The organism is Palleronia pontilimi, assembly GCF_016412875.1.
Taxonomy (GTDB): domain Bacteria; phylum Pseudomonadota; class Alphaproteobacteria; order Rhodobacterales; family Rhodobacteraceae; genus Palleronia; species Palleronia pontilimi.
In genome coordinates, this window is sequence record NZ_JAEKPD010000009.1 from 42,033 (window position 1) to 54,190 (window position 12,158).

Here is a 12,158-nt window from a genome sequence, read left to right on the forward strand (position 1 = left end):
CCGAAGATGAGCGACGCCGACGACCAGAGCACCACCCATTTCGGCTATCAGACCGTGCCCGAATCCGAAAAAGCGGGCCGCGTGCACGGCGTCTTCTCGTCGGTGGCGTCGCGCTACGACGTGATGAACGACGTGATGTCCGTGGGCATCCACCGTCTGTGGAAGGACGCCATGATGGACTGGCTGGCGCCGCGGCGCGGCCAGCGCCTGCTGGACGTGGCGGGCGGCACCGGCGACATCGCGTTCCGGTTCCTCAAGCGCGCGCCTTCCGCGTCGGCCACGGTGCTGGACCTGACCGAGCCCATGCTGATCGAGGGTCGCAAACGGGCCGAGGCGGAGGCGCTGGCCGACAAGCTGGACTGGGTGGTGGGCGACGCGATGGCGCTGCCCTTCGACGCCAACAGTTTCGACGTCTACACGATCAGCTTCGGCATCCGGAACGTCACGCGCATCCCCGACGCCCTGTCCGAGGCCTACCGCGTCCTGAAACCGGGCGGCCGCCTGATGGTGCTGGAGTTCAGCCAGATCCCCAACGACCTGATGCAGCGGGCTTACGATCTTTATTCCTTCAACGTCATCCCGCGCATGGGCCAGATGATCGCGGGCGACCGCGACAGCTACCAGTACCTGGTCGAGTCGATCCGCCGTTTCCCGGATCAGGAAACCTTCGCCGACATGATCCGCGCCGCGGGCTTCGGGCAGGTGAAATACCGCAACCTTTCCATGGGCATCGCCGCTTTGCATTCGGGCTGGAAGCTCTGACGTGAGAGGCCCCCACAACATCTGGCGCCTGGTCCGCACCGGCGCCACGCTTGAGCGCACGGGCGCCATGCCCGTGGTGCTCGAAGCGTTCTCGGCCCCGCCATCGGTGCGGCTGGCCGCGCGCATCCTGGGCTGGCCGTTCAAGTGGCTGGGCTACAAGGGCGATCCGAACCAGCCCCCGGCGACCCGCGCGCTGACCGCGCTTGGCCCCGCCTACATCAAGTTCGGGCAGGTCCTGTCCACCCGCCCCGACGTGGTCGGTGACGAGCTGGCCGCGCAACTGCGCGTGTTGCAGGACAAGCTGCCGCCATTTCCGCGGGCCCAGGCGCGCGACATGATCGAGCGCGAGCTGGAAATCGAGCTCGACACCGTGTTCTCGCACTTCTCCGAACCCGTCGCCGCGGCCTCGATCGCGCAGGTCCACCGCGCCACGCTGCGCGAGTCGGGCAAGGACGTGGCGGTGAAGGTGTTGCGCCCCCGCATCGAACGCGACTTCCGCAAGGACGTGGACGCCTTCTACCTGGCCGCGCGCTGCGTCGATCTGCTGGCGCCCGGCGCGCGCCGCCTGAAGCCCATGGACGTGATCGAGCATTTCGACGGCGTCGTCAGGGGCGAGCTGGACCTGCGCATGGAAAGCTCGGCGGCGGCCGAATTCAAGGCCAACACCGAAAGCGACGATGGCTTTCGCGTCCCGTCGGTCGAATGGTTCGCCTCGTCGCGCCGGGTGATGACGCTGGGCTGGGCCGAGGGCATCCCCGCCAACGACATTGCCGCCATCGAGGCCGCGGGACACGACCGCCACGCGCTGGGTGAACGGGTGTTGCAGCTGTTCCTGAAACACGCGCTGCGCGATGGCTTCTTCCACGCCGACATGCACCAGGGCAACCTGAAGATCGCGGCGAACGGCGACATCATCGCGCTGGATTTCGGGATCATGGGGCGGCTGGATGAATACACCCGCCGCGTCTATGCCGAGATCCTGTTCGGCTTCATCCGCAAGGATTACCGCCGCGTCGCCGAGGTGCATTTCGAAGCCGGGTACGTGCCGCCGGATCGCGACGTGGACGAGTTCGCCCGCGCCTTGCGCTCGGTGGGCGAGCCGATCTTCGGCATGGACGCGTCGCGCATCTCGATGGGGCGGCTACTGTCATATCTGTTCGAGGTGACGGAACGCTTCGGCATGGAAACCCGGACCGAGCTGATCCTGCTGCAACGCACCATGGTGGTGGTCGAGGGCGTGTCCCGCTCGCTGAACCCGCAGATCAACATCTGGGAGGTCGCGCGCCCCATCGTCGAGGATTATATCCGCGACAACATCGGCCCCAAGGCCCTGCTGCGCGACCTGACCCGCACGGCGATCGTCCTGTCGCGCTTCGGGCCGAAACTGCCCGCCATGGCCGAAGCCGCGCTGATCGCCCAATCGGTTCCCGCCAAGGATCCGGTCCCGTCCCGCTGGCCTTGGGTGCTCGGGGGGATGGGCGCAGGCGCGGTCCTGATGGCGCTGGGCGTGCTACTGGCCGAGACGCTCTAGAAGCGCGATTTCGGCGCGAAACCCGGACGCGCGTCCCTCGCGGCCGTTCGCGCCGCACCACGCCGCGTAGCACGCGAAGCGCCACGCAAAGACCGCGCTCCAGCGGCGATATCTTCCGCCGGTTTCCTCGTCGCCATATCCCCGCAGAACCGCGTCGATTTCGCTTTCGGAAAAGGGTGTTCGGCCGCAGGACAGGCGCATGGACGGGGAAAGCGCGCAGGCGATATCGAAGACCGGATCGCCTGATGCGGGGCATTGCCAATCGACGAACACCGCCCGCCCATCTTTGGCAAGCACGTTCGACGCCACCGGATCGCCGTGCAGGAACGATGCCCGTCCGGGGCCCTCGGGCGCGGGCGGCTCGGGTGCCAGGGCGGTGAGCCGGGCGGCGCGGTCGACGTCGCAATCGTCGAGCATCGCGTGACCGGTCGCGATCAGGGCCGGTCCGTCCAGCGCCAGTCTGCGCAGCTCGTGCAACGGATCCCGGCCGTGCAGATCGCGCAATCCCGCCCCCAGTGCGTGTGGCCCGGGCTCGCCCGCGCTTGGCACGAAGGTCGAAAGGATGATCGGCCCCCATGGCGTCGTCGCGCGGGCGATCGGTGCGGGCGCAAGTCCGCTTCCTTGCAAAACGTCCAAGGCGCGCCACTCGGCGTCGGCATCGTTTGGGAACAGTGGCGTGGACCGCGTCGGGGCGAATAGCTTGACCACCACCGGGTTGCCGCCAGCGCCGGTGACCCGCCAGACAAGGTTGGTGCGCGTCGGGCCCAGACGCTGCCAGATCGCGCCGCGCTCGGACAGATCGCGGGCTTCGACCCATCGCGCCAATTCGTTCGTGATCGTATCGGACACGGTCTGCACCCCATATCAGGTGCGCGCCGTGTTACCCGCTCGGGCCCGACCTGCCCAGCCCCCTGACATGGACTGTCACTGGCCCCCCGCCTCGCGGATGGCGGTTACCGCCGATCCGGCGATCTCGACACCGCCCGCGAAGGCCAGGATCGGGCCGGACGTGCCCGAGCGCAATTCGGACACCCGCGCATAGGCGGGCACGGCTTCGCTTGCGACGAGGGTTCCCGCTTCGAAGCTTTCGACGGCGAAATTATAGATACCGGTGCCCGCCATGGGACCGGCCGTCGTGGTGCCCGCCCAGTCCAGCGGCGCGCCGGTGGACGAGACCTGGCGACGATAGACCTCGGCGCCGGTTTCGTTGAAGACGACCAGCTCCTGTCGGGACCCCGCTTTGGGCAGCGGCGGGTCCAGGCTGATCGGATCGCCCGAGAACTGCACCGGCATTGCCGCGCGCACGTCCCGGCCGATCCAGCTCGACATCGCCGTGAATTCATTGCCGCCGCCGCTGGCCAGGATGGCTTCGAGCAGGTCGTTCGATCGCACCGATTGTTCGACATTCGAGAACGTCGCCAGCTGGACCGCGAATTCCTCGGACTTCATCGGATCGAGAGGATCCTGGTTGCGGATCTGCGCCGTCAGGAGCTGAAGGAACGTGTCGAAGTCCGACGAGATCGTGGTGCTGGCCTCGGGGGACTGGCTCTTGTCCGGGCCGGGCGAAGGCGCTTTTTGGGATGGCGCGGCGACCGTTGAAGGAATGTCCACGATGATGCTCCTAGAGTTTGAGATCCAGCCTGCCGCCGGGCGCGGCGTGCAGGGCAGACCGGGGGGTTTGCTGTGACTGCGATCGGTCCGTCAGGGATTGCGGAACTCCGGCTGTGTCCGTCCCTTCGGTCATCGGAGTGCGACCTTGCTGCCGCTCGCGATGCTCGAAGCTGATATCGACATGCCCCAGATCGAGATCCTTGAAGGCCGCGTCCAGATCCTCGATGTGGCGCCGCAAAAGCGACATGGTTTCATCGCGCTCGGCGAAGATCGCGACTTGCATGGCACCGTCGGAGCGCTGCAGCGAAATGCGCACCGTTCCGAGTTCTTCTGGGGAAAGCGAGATCTCGATCACGCCCGTGTTCTGCGTCCGGATCGCCTGGGCAATCTGCGCGGCCGGAGGGGGCGCCAGACCCGGCAACCCGCGCATCGCGGGACCGAGCCCCGGCGCGGTCTGGGTCGGTCCCGGCGCCGCGCCGATGTCGAACTTCGTCGATCCCGGCTCGAAAAGCGCGGGCTCGTACCCCAAGGTCATCGGGCTCATTTGGGCAGACAAGGATCCCGTCGGCGCCGAAGCTGTCGCGATGGACGCCCAAACGGGGACCTGTTCGGTTCGGACGGCTGAGGGCGAAGGCGTTTGCGCCATCACGGGGGCCGAGGGGATACGGTCCTCGAGCCCCGTCAGGCGCGCGTCGATCCGATCGCCTTCGGAATTCGTCAGAGGCTTGCCCTGAGACTGCATGAAAGCGCCGCCCACGACTTGGGCCGGGGGCACCGCGTGGACGGACGCCGTTTGAGCGGATCGGGCGGATGCGATGTCGCTGTCGGATAGGCCGAAAGCCGCCGCGGATGTCGCGCGCGAGACGACAATCTCCGAAGCGCCCGCTTTTGCTGTGCCTGTATCGTCAGGCGTCGCGGCTCCGGGCGCCATCATCTGATCGGATCGCGACCTCCCAAGGCCCTCCACTTGCGCGGCATGGATAGACGGGCCCACATGCGAACCGGCCGACTGCGCGGCGGGAATTTGTGCGTTTTCCAGCCTTGTATCCCTGGCTGTCGGTCCAAAGCCCGTTGCACTGTCGGGCAGGGTCGGACCAGCCGAGATACGGGCGCCGGACAGCCGATCGGTGGCGGCGGTCGGCCCCGTGCGCGTTCCGTCTGCCGAGGAGCCAAAAGCGGCGGAAAGGCGACCCGAGGCATCGACTATGCTTGTTCCCGACGGCTCGTTAGCCGTCTGACCATCGGTGTCGCTTCGGAATAGCTGTGCGTCGGGCGGGATTTCTTCGCTGCGGACGCTCGTGGGGTCCGTCCCCTCATCACCTGCCACAACACCGGGGTCGGACAGGGAAATTCCTGAGCCAGGCAGTTCGGACGAAAGATCGAAATCGCCTTCATCGCTGTCCAGAGAGCCTGTCGCCGCGCCCATGGACTGACCAAACGTCTGGTCTTCGGACAAAATATCGCCGTCTTGCGAACCTTCGTCTTCCATCGCCGTCGTCGGGCCGTCTTCCGCCCTCGCGGATTTTGCCTCGTCCGACGCTGGTTCGATCGCATCGCGCGTGCTGGATCCGGTGCTGTCAGCCCGCGAGAGAAGCGCGGCGAGCACGGACGAGAAGGCTTCGGCCGCCGCGGAATTTCGCGAGGGCGCAGCCTGCGGCACAGCGGGCGAAGCGGACGACGCCGCGTCACCTTTGGGCGTTACAAAGCCAGGAAGAATCATGGGCGTCCTTTCGTGACTGAAGGTCAAAATCAGCCAAACAAGTTACGATTTCTTTACCGCGTTCGGCTTTTCTGTCCCGGCAACGAGAGGACCGTCCGCATGATTCCACAGATCTCACAGGCCACAGAAACATCCCAGCTGACCGCGGGCCGCCGCGAGCAGTTGCGCGACGTCGCCGAACAACTGGAAGCCGCATTCCTTTCGGAAATGCTGAAGGGCGCCGGTTTGGGCGCGCGCAAGGGCGCCTTCGGTGGCGGCGTCGGCGAAGATCAGTTCGCGTCGATGCTGCGCGACCGGCAGGCGCAACTGGTGGTCGAAACCGGCGGAATCGGCTTGGCCGAAAAGCTGTTCCAGACCCTGCTCAGCCGCGAGATGCGGACATGAGCGCGCGGGCCTGCCGACACCTGCTGAAACTTTTGGACCGCGAACGTGACTTCCTGATCGCGGGCGATGTCGCCAATGCCGCGCGGCTGGGCGACCTTAAGGCGCGCCTGCTGGGAAAGATCGAGACGGGGCCCGCCGATCCGGAGCAGATTTCCACGATCAAACGGGCCGCGGCCCGCAATCGCCTGCTGATCGAAGCGGCCGAGAGGGGCGTGAAATCCGCACACGCCCGGCTGCGCGCGTTGCGCGACGGGGTCGGTGTGAACGTCTACTCGGCGCAGGGCCAGCGTCAGATGATCACAAAGCCGAAGACCACGCTTCAGAAACGCGCGTAAACGCCTGATCGCAACACGCGCCGGACGCTCACTTTTTCGGCAATGCGATTGCACAAGACCCGCGGGTTCGGCTTTAAGATGGGCGACCTTCGGAGACCGGATGTGCTGGACGCTCGTGTGAGACCCCTTATCGATCCGCCCCTGAACCGCATGGGGCGTGGTCTTGCGAAGCTGGGGTTGACCGCAGATGGGGTCACGCTGATCGGCTTGGCGTTCGGGTTGCTCGGCGCCCTGTGCATCGCGGTGCATCTTTACGGACCTGCGCTGGCGCTGATCCTTCTGTCGCGGCTGGCCGACGGACTGGACGGCGCCGTGGCGCGGGCCACGCATCCGTCAGACTTCGGGGGATACCTGGATATCGTGTCGGATTTCCTGTTTTACGGCACGATCCCCTTGGCCTTCGCCATCGCCGCACCGGAGCAGAACGCGCTTGCCGCGGGATTCCTGCTGACCAGCTTTTACGTCAACGGCACCAGTTTCCTGGGCTTCGCCATCCTGGCCGAGAAGCGCGGCATCGAAACCGACGCGCAGGGCGAGAAATCGCTGTATTTCTCGAACGGCATCCTGGAAGGGACCGAGACCATCGCGTTCTTCGTCCTGATCTGCCTTCTGCCGCAGCTTTTCGCGCCCTTCGCCTGGATCTTCGGCACCTTGTGTTTCGCCACCGCGATCCTGCGCGTGATCGCCGCGCGCCGCATCTTCAAACCCTGAAAGGCCCCCCATGAAAAAGACCCTGCTTGCCCTGTCGTTGTGCCTGCCCGCCATGGCGATCGCCCAGCCCGATCCGTCCGACTGGGACGCGGTCCTGGCCGAGGCCGACGGCCAGACCGTGTTCTGGCATGCCTGGGGCGGATCCACGGCCACGAACGACTACATCGCGTGGATCGGAGAACAGGCGGCCGAGCACGGCGTCACGCTGGAGCACGTGAAGCTGACCGACACGGCCGACGCCGTCACCCGCGTGCTGGCCGAGCGCGAGGCGGGCGAGCTGGACGATGGCGCGGTGGACATGATCTGGATCAACGGCGCCAATTTCGCCGCCATGAAGGACGCGGATCTGCTGTTCGGTCCCTGGGCCACCGATCTGCCGAACTACGCGCTGGTGGCCGACGATGCCGCCGTGACCACCGATTTCGGCACCCCCGTGGACGGCATGGAAAGCCCATGGGCCAAGGCGCAATTCGTCTTCATGTATGACAGCGCCGATACCGAGCCGCCCGCCGACATGGCCGGGCTGCTGGAGTGGACGAAGGCCCATGCCGGCCGCTTCACCTATCCGCAGCCGCCCGATTTCCTGGGCACGACCTTCCTGAAGCAGGTGCTGGTGAGCCAGGTCGACAGCGACGCGCTGAGCCAGCCGGTGGACCAGGCCGATTTCGAAGCGGTGACCGCGCCGCTCTGGGATTATCTCGACGCGCTGCAGCCGAACCTGTGGCGCGGTGGCGCGGCCTATCCGGCGTCCGGCCCCGCCCAGTTCCAGCTGCTGACGGACGAAGAGATCGACATCGCGCCGTCGCTGTCGCCGTCCGAGGCATCGACCGCCATCGCCAACCTGCAACTGCCCGACAGCATCCGCACCTTCGTGCCCGCGGGCGGCACCATCGGCAATGCCAGCTTCGTGGCGATCCCGTTCAATTCGGGCTCGAAGGCCGGGGCCATGGTCGTCGCCAACACGATCCTGTCGCCCGAGGCGCAGCTGCGCGGCCAGGACCCGGACGTGCTGGGCTATGGCACGGTGCTGGACATCGACGTGCTGAGCCCCGACATGCAGGACGCCTTCGCATCGCTCGACCAGGGGATCGCCACGCTGTCGCCCGCCGAGCTGGGCGCGGTGCTGCCCGAACCCCATGCGAGCTGGTCCAATGCCATCGAAGAGGCGTGGATCCTTCGCTACGGCAGCCAATAGGCGCGCGATGTCCCCGCTGCTGCGGGCGCTGCCGGCGCTGACGCTGCTGGCCATGCTCGGCCCCGTGGCCGCGGGGCTGTGGGGCGCGCTGCTGCCCGCCTTCGGCCATCTGCCCGCGGCGGGGTTCACCGGCCCGTCCCTGGTCGCGTGGCAGAACCTGCTGGCCTGGCCCGGCATCCGGGCGGCCACCGCGTTGTCGCTGGGGACCGGGCTTCTGACCACGCTCGCCTCGCTGCTGATCGTCACCCTGATCACCGCGGGCTGGTGGGGCACGCGCAGCTTCCGCGCGCTCGAACGGCTACTGTCGCCGCTTCTGTCCGTTCCCCATGCCGCCGCCGCCTTCGGTCTGGCCTTCCTCATCATGCCGTCGGGCTGGCTGGTGCGCGCCGTGTCGCCCTGGCTGACCGGCTGGGAGCGTCCGCCGGATATACTGGTCGTCGGCGATCCCTGGGGCCTGTCGATGACGGCCGGGCTGATCGCCAAGGAGACGCCGTTTCTGCTGCTGATGACGCTGGCCGCGCTGGGCCAGGTCAACGCGACCCGGTCCATGGCGGTGGCGCGGTCCATGGGGTACGGGCGCGTTGCGGCGTGGCTGAAGGCGGTGTTTCCGGCGATCTACGCGCAGATCCGGCTGCCTGTCTATGTCGTGCTGGCCTATTCCATGTCGGTGGTCGACGTGGCGCTGATCCTCGGGCCGTCCACGCCCGCCACCCTGTCGGCGCAGATCGTGCGCTGGATGTCGGACCCGGACCTGTCCATGCGGCTGGTGGCCTCGGCCGGCGCGATCCTGCAGCTGGGGCTGGTGGTGGGCGCGCTGGCGGCCTGGCGGCTGGGCGAGCTGGCGGTCGCGTGGTGGGGCTGCGGCTGGGCATCGGGCGGGGGCCGCGGCCGGTCGCTGGATGCGACACGGCCCGTGGCACTGGGCCTGGCTGCCCTGTCGGCCTTCGCCATCCTTGCGGGATTGCTGGCGCTGACATTGTGGTCTTTCGCCGGGCTCTGGCGGTTTCCCGATCTCTGGCCCGACGGGCTGACCCTGCGCAGCTGGATGCGCCACGCGCGGGGTCTGAACGATGCGCTTGCCGACACGGTGCTGGTCGCCCTGACCGCCACCGCGCTTGCCATGGTGCTGACCATCGGCTGCCTGCAATCCGAGTTCCGATCGGGACGCGCCATGGGCCGCTACGGGCTGTGGCTGCTCTATCTTCCGCTGATCGTCCCGCAGACGGCTTTCCTGCCCGGCCTGCAGACGCTGCTGCTGCGCGTGGGGGCGGACAAGGGCGTGATGCCGGTCATCGCGGCGCACCTGGTTTTCGTGCTGCCCTACGTGTTCCTGTCGCTGGGCGATCCGTGGCGGGCCTGGGACCGCCGCCAGGCAACCGTCGGCGCCGCGCTCGGCGCGACGCCCACGCGCGTGCTGCTGGCCATCCGCCTGCCCATGCTGCTGCGCCCGCTGCTGGTGGCGGCGGCGGTCGGCGTGTCGGTCAGCGTGGGGCAATACCTGCCCACCCTGCTGATCGGCGGCGGCCGCGTCGCCACCCTGACGACCGAGGCGGTCGCGCTGGCCTCGGGCGGCGACCGGCGCGCCATCGGTGTGTTCGGCCTGTCGCAGACCCTGGCCGCGCTTCTGCCTTTCGCGCTGGCCACGCTGCTGCCATTGGTGATCTGGCGCAATCGGCGGGGGCTGCATGGCTGACGGGCTGCATCTGGACGACATCACGATCGGCAAGGACGACGAGACGCTGATCGCCATCGACGCGCGCGTCGCACCTGGCCAGGTCCTGTCGATCATGGGGCCGTCCGGGGTGGGCAAGTCCACGCTGCTGGCCTTCCTGACCGGGACGTTGCCGCCCGCCTTCGACGCCACCGGCCATGTCCGGCTGGACGGGCGCGATCTGACCGGGCTGCCGCCGGAAAAGCGCAACCTGGGCATCCTGTTCCAGGACGATCTGCTGTTTCCGCATCTCAGCGTCGCGGGCAACCTGGGCTTCGGGCTGCGCGGCGGCTCGCGCGCCGGGCGGCACGCGCAGGTCGCCGCCGCGCTGGACGAGGTGGGGCTTGCGGGGTTCGGGCCGCGCGATCCGGCAACGCTGTCGGGCGGCCAGCGAGCCCGCATCGCGCTGATGCGGATGCTGCTGGCCCGGCCCGATGCCCTGCTGCTGGACGAGGCGTTCTCGAGGCTCGATTCCGCGCGCAGGCAGGCGACGCGGCGGATGGTCTTCGACACGGCCCGTGCGCGCGGCTTGCCCGTCGTCATGGTGACCCACGATCCCGCCGACGCCGAGGCCGCGCAAGGCCCGGTCATCCGGCTGGGCGATGCGGATCCGTTAAGATCAAATCCAACATAAGCCGCAGTCGCGCCTTAGGAATTCCTTAGACGTTTGGTTGGAAGAAGGACCTTGTCCAGAAGGACAGATATCCCACCGGATATTTCGTCAGAATGACGCTGTCCCGCCGCCCTTCGGGTGGCCTTCGGGGCGCAAAAGCGCCCTTCGCATACAAGGAACGACAACATGTCTAGCATTCTGACGAACAACAGCGCGATGGTGGCCCTTCAGACGCTGAAGGGGATCAACAAGAACCTGGCCAACGTGCAGAACCAGATCTCGACCGGTAAAAGCGTCGGCACCGCCAAGGACAACGCCGCCGTCTGGGCCATCTCGAAAGTGATGGAATCAGACGTGTCGGGCTTCAAGGCGATCTCGTCGTCGCTGTCGCTGGGCGAATCCACCGTGTCGGTGGCCCGCCAGGCGTCCGAAACCGTCACCGACCTTCTGACGCAGATGAAGGAAAAGATCGTCGCGTCGCAGGAATCCAACGTCGATCGCGACAAGATCCAGACCGATATCGAAGCTCTGCGCAGCCAAATAGAATCAGTCGTTGGTGCGGCACAGTTCAACGGTCTAAACTTGCTCGATGCCACGCCCGAGAATATCGGCGCCACGAACACCATTGCCCAACAGATCGAAAACAGCACCAATGGCGACGTGAAAGTGCTGTCTTCGCTTGATCGATCGGCATCGGGTGTGACGTCGTCCTCGATCTCGGTCTCTAAGGAATCGCTGTCGCAGACCGCTCAGACCGCAGGAACCGTCGCGACCAGCGCCACCACGATGGCGGCCACTGCGGTCACCGCGAACACTGCCACCATTGCCAACAATGCAACCGAAAGCTTCGGCATCAACGGCGACACTGCGACCGCCGCACGCGGGGGAAATCGCGTTCTCGCCGGAGATACCTACACGATCGCCGCCAGCTTCTTCGACAAACTGGCTCCGGTCGCAGGTGCAGGTATCGCGACTGACATCAGCGACCCGGTCGCCTACGTGGCAAAGGCTGGTGACACAACGGCTGACATTGCAGAAAATCTAGCTCTGCGGGTCAATCAAGCTCTGACGAAGGCCGGATACGATGAAGATTATCAGGCTAGCTTCGTCGATAATGGCGATGGGACCGCCGAATTCCAGATCACCAACTCGTCTGGGTCTGCGGGCAACGCAGCTTTCGCCCCCGCCGACTTTGTGGTAACCACGGGTGGTACCGCAGGTGGCGGCCTTGAGATCTTGGCCGACATGGATGTTAGCTCCGCAAACGGCGCCAAAGCGGCACTTGCAGCGGTCGAAAATCTGATCTCGACCACGATTGACTCGGCGGCCTCATTCGGTTCGGCCCAGGGCCGTATCGAAATCCAATCCGAGTTCATCTCGGGTCTGACCGACGCCCTGAAGTCGGGCATCGGCACGCTGGTGGACGCCGACATGGAAGAGGCTTCGGCCCGTCTGCAGGCGCTCCAGGTGCAGCAGCAGCTGGGTGTCCAGTCGCTGTCCATCGCCAACCAGGCGCCGCAGTCGATCCTGTCGCTGTTCCGGTAAAGCGATCCGGACCGGGCGCGTCCTTCGGGTCGCGCCCGGT

12 protein-coding genes are annotated in these 12,158 nt (G+C 66.7%); 9 read left to right on the plus strand and 3 right to left on the minus strand.

The features are described 5' to 3' along the window. Positions 1-6 precede the first annotated feature (6 nt). Together ubiE and ubiB are read left to right on the plus strand one after the other, a co-directional pair. Positions 7-762 (plus strand): bifunctional demethylmenaquinone methyltransferase/2-methoxy-6-polyprenyl-1,4-benzoquinol methylase UbiE, encoded by a 756-nt coding sequence (gene ubiE, locus ILP92_RS10425; protein WP_198916335.1) that lies wholly within the window; start codon positions 7-9, stop codon positions 760-762. A gap of 1 nt (position 763) precedes the next feature. Beyond that, on the plus strand, positions 764-2,293 hold the full coding sequence (gene ubiB, locus ILP92_RS10430; protein WP_198916336.1) for a 2-polyprenylphenol 6-hydroxylase: 1,530 nt from the start codon (positions 764-766) through the stop codon (positions 2,291-2,293). Here the strand turns inward: ubiB and ILP92_RS10435 are convergent. From ILP92_RS10435 to ILP92_RS10445, 3 genes are all read right to left on the minus strand, one after another. After that, entirely contained in the window at positions 2,273-3,142 is an 870-nt protein-coding gene (locus tag ILP92_RS10435; protein WP_198916337.1) for a phosphotransferase family protein, read from the minus strand. The two genes, ubiB and ILP92_RS10435, sit on opposite strands and share 21 nt — an antisense overlap. 75 nt (positions 3,143-3,217) lie before the next feature. Then, positions 3,218-3,904, minus strand: a complete 687-nt coding sequence (locus ILP92_RS10440; protein ID WP_198916338.1) for a flagellar hook capping FlgD N-terminal domain-containing protein — start codon at positions 3,902-3,904, stop codon at positions 3,218-3,220. A 10-nt stretch (positions 3,905-3,914) separates the two neighbouring features. Continuing rightward, positions 3,915-5,624: a flagellar hook-length control protein FliK gene (locus ILP92_RS10445; protein ID WP_198916339.1), complete on the minus strand. Its 1,710-nt coding sequence runs from the start codon at positions 5,622-5,624 to the stop codon at positions 3,915-3,917. A 99-nt stretch (positions 5,625-5,723) separates the two neighbouring features. Here ILP92_RS10445 and ILP92_RS10450 point away from each other — a divergent pair, with 99 nt between their 5' ends. The 7 genes from ILP92_RS10450 (at position 5,724) to ILP92_RS10480 (ending at position 12,118) form a co-directional block, all read left to right on the plus strand. Beyond that, positions 5,724-6,008 carry a rod-binding protein gene (locus ILP92_RS10450; protein WP_198916340.1) on the plus strand — a complete coding sequence of 95 codons (285 nt, stop codon included), beginning with the start codon at positions 5,724-5,726 and terminating at the stop codon, positions 6,006-6,008. Then, positions 6,005-6,343, plus strand: coding sequence for a hypothetical protein (locus tag ILP92_RS10455; RefSeq protein ID WP_198916341.1), 339 nt, complete (start codon positions 6,005-6,007; stop codon positions 6,341-6,343). The genes ILP92_RS10450 and ILP92_RS10455 overlap by 4 nt, the downstream gene beginning before the upstream one ends. 102 nt (positions 6,344-6,445) lie before the next feature. Then, positions 6,446-7,054, plus strand: coding sequence for a CDP-alcohol phosphatidyltransferase family protein (locus tag ILP92_RS10460; protein ID WP_198916342.1), 609 nt, complete (start codon positions 6,446-6,448; stop codon positions 7,052-7,054). Between the two features lie 10 nt (positions 7,055-7,064). Then, the gene (locus ILP92_RS10465; RefSeq protein WP_198916343.1) at positions 7,065-8,249 is read left to right on the plus strand and encodes an ABC transporter substrate-binding protein; all 1,185 of its coding nucleotides are present in this window, start codon (positions 7,065-7,067) and stop codon (positions 8,247-8,249) included. A 7-nt stretch (positions 8,250-8,256) separates the two neighbouring features. Further along, complete coding sequence (locus ILP92_RS10470; protein ID WP_198916344.1) at positions 8,257-9,942, plus strand: ABC transporter permease; 1,686 nt, start codon at positions 8,257-8,259, stop codon at positions 9,940-9,942. Continuing rightward, positions 9,935-10,594 carry an ATP-binding cassette domain-containing protein gene (locus ILP92_RS10475; RefSeq protein WP_198916345.1) on the plus strand — a complete coding sequence of 220 codons (660 nt, stop codon included), beginning with the start codon at positions 9,935-9,937 and terminating at the stop codon, positions 10,592-10,594. The genes ILP92_RS10470 and ILP92_RS10475 overlap by 8 nt, the downstream gene beginning before the upstream one ends. Positions 10,595-10,759: 165 nt before the next feature. Then, complete coding sequence (locus ILP92_RS10480; protein WP_198916346.1) at positions 10,760-12,118, plus strand: flagellin N-terminal helical domain-containing protein; 1,359 nt, start codon at positions 10,760-10,762, stop codon at positions 12,116-12,118. Positions 12,119-12,158 lie beyond the last annotated feature (40 nt).

Bases quoted from the DNA above. Each gene is read 5' to 3' on its own strand.
- ubiE (WP_198916335.1), top strand. From the start codon at position 7: ATGAGCGACGCCGACGACCAGAGCACCACCCATTTCGGCTATCAGACC.
- ILP92_RS10445 (WP_198916339.1), bottom strand. From the start codon at position 5,624: ATGATTCTTCCTGGCTTTGTAACGCCCAAAGGTGACGCGGCGTCGTCC.
- ILP92_RS10450 (WP_198916340.1), top strand. From the start codon at position 5,724: ATGATTCCACAGATCTCACAGGCCACAGAAACATCCCAGCTGACCGCG.
- ILP92_RS10455 (WP_198916341.1), top strand. From the start codon at position 6,005: ATGAGCGCGCGGGCCTGCCGACACCTGCTGAAACTTTTGGACCGCGAA.
- ILP92_RS10465 (WP_198916343.1), top strand. From the start codon at position 7,065: ATGAAAAAGACCCTGCTTGCCCTGTCGTTGTGCCTGCCCGCCATGGCG.
- ILP92_RS10470 (WP_198916344.1), top strand. From the start codon at position 8,257: ATGTCCCCGCTGCTGCGGGCGCTGCCGGCGCTGACGCTGCTGGCCATG.
- ILP92_RS10475 (WP_198916345.1), top strand. From the start codon at position 9,935: ATGGCTGACGGGCTGCATCTGGACGACATCACGATCGGCAAGGACGAC.
- ILP92_RS10480 (WP_198916346.1), top strand. From the start codon at position 10,760: ATGTCTAGCATTCTGACGAACAACAGCGCGATGGTGGCCCTTCAGACG.